General features: G+C 67.0%; 4 protein-coding genes. All 4 read left to right on the forward strand.

What is annotated here, in order from left to right; all coding sequences use genetic code 11:
• Nucleotides 1-1,177: isovaleryl-CoA dehydrogenase (locus tag PHQ87_RS14340; RefSeq protein ID WP_300235754.1), on the forward strand; the 1,177-nt coding region annotated here is incomplete at its 5' end.
• 58 nt (nucleotides 1,178-1,235) lie between these two features.
• Nucleotides 1,236-1,898, forward strand: coding sequence for a carbonate dehydratase (can, locus tag PHQ87_RS14345; RefSeq protein WP_300235757.1), 663 nt, complete (start codon nucleotides 1,236-1,238; stop codon nucleotides 1,896-1,898).
• A 33-nt stretch (nucleotides 1,899-1,931) separates the two neighbouring features.
• On the forward strand, nucleotides 1,932-3,764 hold the full coding sequence (aceK, locus tag PHQ87_RS14350) for a bifunctional isocitrate dehydrogenase kinase/phosphatase (RefSeq protein ID WP_300235759.1): 1,833 nt from the start codon (nucleotides 1,932-1,934) through the stop codon (nucleotides 3,762-3,764).
• 44 nt (nucleotides 3,765-3,808) lie between these two features.
• Nucleotides 3,809-4,996: acetyl-CoA C-acyltransferase (locus PHQ87_RS14355; protein ID WP_300235762.1), on the forward strand; the 1,188-nt coding region annotated here is incomplete at its 3' end.

A 4,996-nucleotide genomic window follows, 5' to 3' on the forward strand; every position in this document is an offset into this window, starting at 1 on the left:
CAACCTGCCCGGCCTCAATTTCCAGCTTGGCGAGGACATCGATGCCCTGCGCGACGCGGTGCGCGACTTTGCCCAGGCCGAGATCGCCCCGCGCGCGGCCGAGATCGACCGCAGCGACCAGTTCCCCATGGACTGCTGGCGCAAGATGGGTGAGCTGGGCGTGCTGGGCATCACCGTGCCCGAGCAGTACGGCGGCGCCAACATGGGCTATCTGGCCCACATGGTGGCCATGGAGGAGATCAGTCGCGCCAGCGCCTCGGTGGGCCTGTCCTACGGCGCGCACTCCAACCTGTGCGTGAACCAGATCAACCGCAACGGCACCGACGCCCAGAAGGCCAAGTACCTGCCCAGGCTGATCAGCGGCGAGCACGTGGGTGCGCTGGCCATGAGCGAGCCGGGCGCCGGCTCCGACGTCATCAGCATGAAGCTCAAGGCCGAGGACAAGGGGGGCTACTACCTGCTCAACGGCTCCAAGATGTGGATCACCAACGGCCCCGACGCCGACACCCTGGTGGTCTACGCCAAGACCGAGCCCGAGCTCGGCGCCCGCGGCGTGACGGCCTTCCTGATCGAGAAGGGCATGAAGGGCTTTTCCATCGCGCAAAAGCTCGACAAGCTGGGCATGCGCGGCAGCCATACGGGCGAACTGGTGTTCCAGGACGTGGAAGTGCCCGAGGAAAACATCCTGGGCGGCCTGAACATGGGCGCCAAGGTGCTGATGAGCGGGCTGGACTACGAGCGCGCCGTGCTCACCGGCGGTCCGCTGGGCATCATGCAGGCGGTGATGGACAACGTGGTCCCCTACATCCACGACCGCAAGCAGTTCGGCCAGAGCATCGGCGAGTTCCAGCTCATCCAGGGCAAGGTGGCCGACATGTACACCGTGCTGCAGGCGGCGCGCAGCTTTGCCTACACGGTGGCCAAGAACCTCGACCTGCTGGGTACCGATCACGTGCGCCAGGTGCGCAAGGACTGCGCCTCGGTGATCCTGTGGTGCGCGGAGAAAGCGACCTGGATGGCCGGCGAGGGGCTGCAGATCCATGGCGGCAATGGGTATATCAACGAGTACCCGCTGGGCCGCCTGTGGAGAGATGCGAAACTCTACGAAATCGGCGCGGGTACCAGTGAAATCCGCCGCATGCTGATCGGCCGCGAACTGTTCGCGGAGACCTGCTGAGCGGCCGCGGCCTGCCCTGCCCACCATCGGCGATACGCCGGCAGCCAAGGAACACCTCATGAGAACGACCTCCATCGACGATCTGTTTGTCCACAACCGGGAGTGGGCCGACCGGATGGAGCGCGAACGCCCGGGGTTTTTCACCGGGCTGCTGGCGCAGCAAAACCCCAGGTACATGTGGATTGGCTGCTCCGACAGCCGGGTGCCGGCCAACCAGATCACGGGTCTGGAGCCGGGCGAGGTGTTCGTGCACCGCAACGTGGCCAACGTGGTGGTGCCCAGCGACCTGAATTGCCTGTCCACCATCCAGTACGCGGTGGACCAGCTCAAGGTCGAGCACCTGATGGTGGTGGGGCACTACGGCTGCGGCGGGGTGCTGGCGGCGCTGGAGGGCCTGCGCCTGGGCCTGGTGGACAACTGGACCCGGCATGTGCGTGACGTGCGCGACAAGCACTATGCCCTGCTCAAGGCGACGCCGGTGCAGTGGCGCCATGACGTGCTGTGCGAGCTCAATGCCATCGAGCAGGTCGTCAACGTGGCGCAGAGCACGGTGATGCAGGATGCCTGGGCCCGGGGCCAGAGCGTGACCCTGCACGGCTGGTGCTACAGCCTGCAGAACGGCCACATCACCAATCTGCAGATGACCGTGCCGGGTGTCGGCGGTCTGCATGAGATCCACCAGCGGGCCGTGGCGATGGTGGCCGAGCGCCAGCGCGGCTGACGGCAGGGCCGGGCTTTCCCTGCGAGACGATCCATGTTCCCGCAGCGCCTGGATTCCGGTGTCGCCTTCGATATCGCCCGGGCGATGCTGGACGGATTCAACCGCCACTACCGTCTGTTCCGTGCCGAGACGGCACGCGCCAGACACCGCTTCGAGACGCGCGACTGGGCCGGCCAGCAGCGCGCGCAGCGTGAACGTATCGAGTTCTACGACCTGCGCGTCAAGGAGTGCGTCAATCGGCTGACCAGGGAGTTCGCCGCCGACCGGCAGCCGATGCCGGTGTGGGAGCAGGTCAAGCTGCACTACATCGGATTGCTGGTCAATCACCACCAGCCCGAACTGGCCGAGACCTTCTTCAACTCGGTCACGACCAAGATCCTGCGGCGCGACTACTTCCACAACGACTTCATCTTCGTGCGTCCGGCCATCTCGACCGAGTACATCGAGAACGACGAACCGCGTGCGCCACCCACCTACCGCTGCTACTACCCCACATCCGGGAGCATGCTGGCCGACGTGCGGCGCCTGCTGGCGGACTTCGACCTGCACGTGCCCTTCGAGGACCTGGACCGCGACGCAGCCCTCGTGCTCGGCGCGATGAAGCAGCATTTCGACCACGGTCGGCTGCGCTCCAACTGCCAGTTCCAGGCGCTCTCGGGCCTGTTCTTCCGCAACAAGGCGGCCTACGTGATCGGGCGCATTCTCAACGGCGTGCAGGAGGTGCCGTTTGCCCTGGCCATCCTGCACAACGACCGGGGGCGCCTGTTTGTGGACGCGGCGCTGTTCGGCGAGGACGATCTGCTGATGCTGTTCGCGTTCGCGCGCGCCCACTTCATGGTCGACATGGAGGTGCCCAGCGCTTACGTGCAGTTCCTGCGCCACCTGATGCCGCGCAAGCCGCGCGCCGAACTGTACAGCGCACTGGGCCTGGCCAAGCAGGGCAAGACCCTGTTCTACCGCGACCTCCTGTTCCACATGCGGCATTCCACCGACCGCTTCCGCATCGCCCCCGGCATCAGGGGCCTGGTGATGCTGGTGTTCGATCTGCCGAGCTTTCCGTTCGTGTTCAAGATCATCCGCGACGTGTTCCCGCCGCCCAAGGAGACCACGCGCGAACAGGTGCGCGCCAAATACCAGTTGGTCAAGCGCCATGACCGCGTCGGCCGCATGGCCGACACGCTGGAGTTCTCGCTCGTGGCCTTCCCGCGCGAGCGCTTCAGCGACGAGCTGATCGAGGAGATCCGGCGCTACGCGCCGAGCCAGCTGGAGATCAGCGACCGCGACGGTGACGGCCGCAACGAGGTGATCCTGCGGCATGTCTACATCGAGCGGCGCATGATCCCGCTCAACCTCTACCTGCAGGAGCTGCTCGATACCCTGCAGGGCGGCGCCGACGGCGTGGCGCAGCGGCGCGCCCGCGAGCAGTTGCGGCGTGTGGTGGTGGACTACGGCAACGCCATCAAGGACATGGTGGCCGCCAACATCTTCCCGGGCGACATGCTGTGGAAGAACTTCGGCATCACGCGCCAGGGCAAGGTCGTGTTCTATGACTACGATGAAATCGAGTATGTGACCGACTGCTGCTTCCGCGCCGTGCCGGCGCCACGCTGCGAGGAGGACGAACTCTCGGGCGAGGTCTGGTACCCGGTTGGCCCGCACGACGTGTTTCCCGAGACCTTCGCGCCGTTCCTGCTGGGCCACCCCCTGGTGCGCGAGGTGTTCATGGCGCACCATGCCGACCTGCTCGATCCGGCGTTCTGGCAGCAGCACCAGCGGCGCATCGCGCAGGGCTATCTGCACGATGTCTTCCCCTACGACCAGGCCCGGCGCTTTCGTGTCGAGACCCGCCAGGGCGCCACGGCCTGAATCCATTTCCCGCTTTCCTTTCACTTTGCAAACGGAGACTTCCCATGAGCCAGACATCCCCGGAAACCATCGTCATCGTCGGCGCCGCGCGCACGCCCATGGGCGCGTTCCAGAGCGACTTCGCCAGCCTGTCGGCCCACGACCTCGGTGGTGTGGCGATCCGGGCGGCCATCGAGCGGGCGGGTGTCGAACCCGGGCAGGTGGACGAGGTGCTGTTCGGCAACTGTCTGATGGCGGGGCAGGGCCAGGCGCCGGCGCGGCAGGCCGCACTCAAGGCCGGGCTGCCGCTGTCGGCCGGCGCGGTGACGCTGTCCAAGATGTGCGGCTCGGGCATGAAGGCCACGATGCTGGCGCACGACATGCTGCGGGCCGGCAGCGCCGAGGTGATGGTGGCCGGCGGCATGGAGAGCATGACGAATGCCCCTTACCTGATGCTCAAGGGCCGTGGCGGCTACCGCATGGGGCATGACCGCATCTTCGACCACATGATGCTGGACGGCCTGGAAGACGCCTACGAACCGGGCCGCAGCATGGGCACCTTCGGTGAGGACTGCGCCGCCAAGTACCAGTTCACACGCGAGCAACAGGACGCCTTTGCCATCGCGTCGGTGCAGCGCGCCCAGGCGGCGACCGCCAGCGGTGCCTTCGCGGCCGAGATCGTGCCGGTGACCGTGAAGGAGCGCGGCGGCGAGCGCGTGGTGGCCGTGGACGAAGGGCCGGGCAAGGCCAGGCTCGACAAGATCCCGACGCTGCGCCCGGCCTTCAAGAAGGACGGCACCATCACCGCCGCTTCCAGCTCGTCCATCAACGACGGCGCGGCCGCTCTGGTGCTGATGCGCGCCGCCACGGCGCAGGCGCAGGGGCTCAGGCCGCTGGCGCGCATCGTCGGCCACGCCACGCACGCACAGGCGCCCAACTGGTTCACCACGGCGCCCGTGTTCGCCACCGAGAAGCTGCTGAAGAAGACCGGCTGGGCCGTGGCCGACGTGGATCTGTGGGAGGTCAACGAGGCCTTTGCCGTGGTGCCGATGGCACTGATGGCCGACCTCGGTGTGCCGCACGAGAAGGTCAACGTCAACGGCGGTGCCTGCGCGCTGGGCCACCCGATCGGCGCCAGCGGCGCGCGCATCCTGGTGACGCTGCTGCATGCGCTGCAGGCACGTGGTGGCCGCAAGGGCGTGGCCACACTGTGCATCGGCGGTGGCGAGGCCACGGCCATGGCCATCGAGCTG

Source organism: Hydrogenophaga sp. (genome assembly GCF_028698005.1).
Taxonomy (GTDB): Bacteria; Pseudomonadota; Gammaproteobacteria; order Burkholderiales; family Burkholderiaceae_C; genus Hydrogenophaga.

Coding starts and splice junctions, on each gene's coding strand:
- aceK (WP_300235759.1), top strand. CDS start 1,932: ATGTTCCCGCAGCGCCTGGATTCCGGTGTCGCCTTCGATATCGCCCGG.
- can (WP_300235757.1), top strand. CDS start 1,236: ATGAGAACGACCTCCATCGACGATCTGTTTGTCCACAACCGGGAGTGG.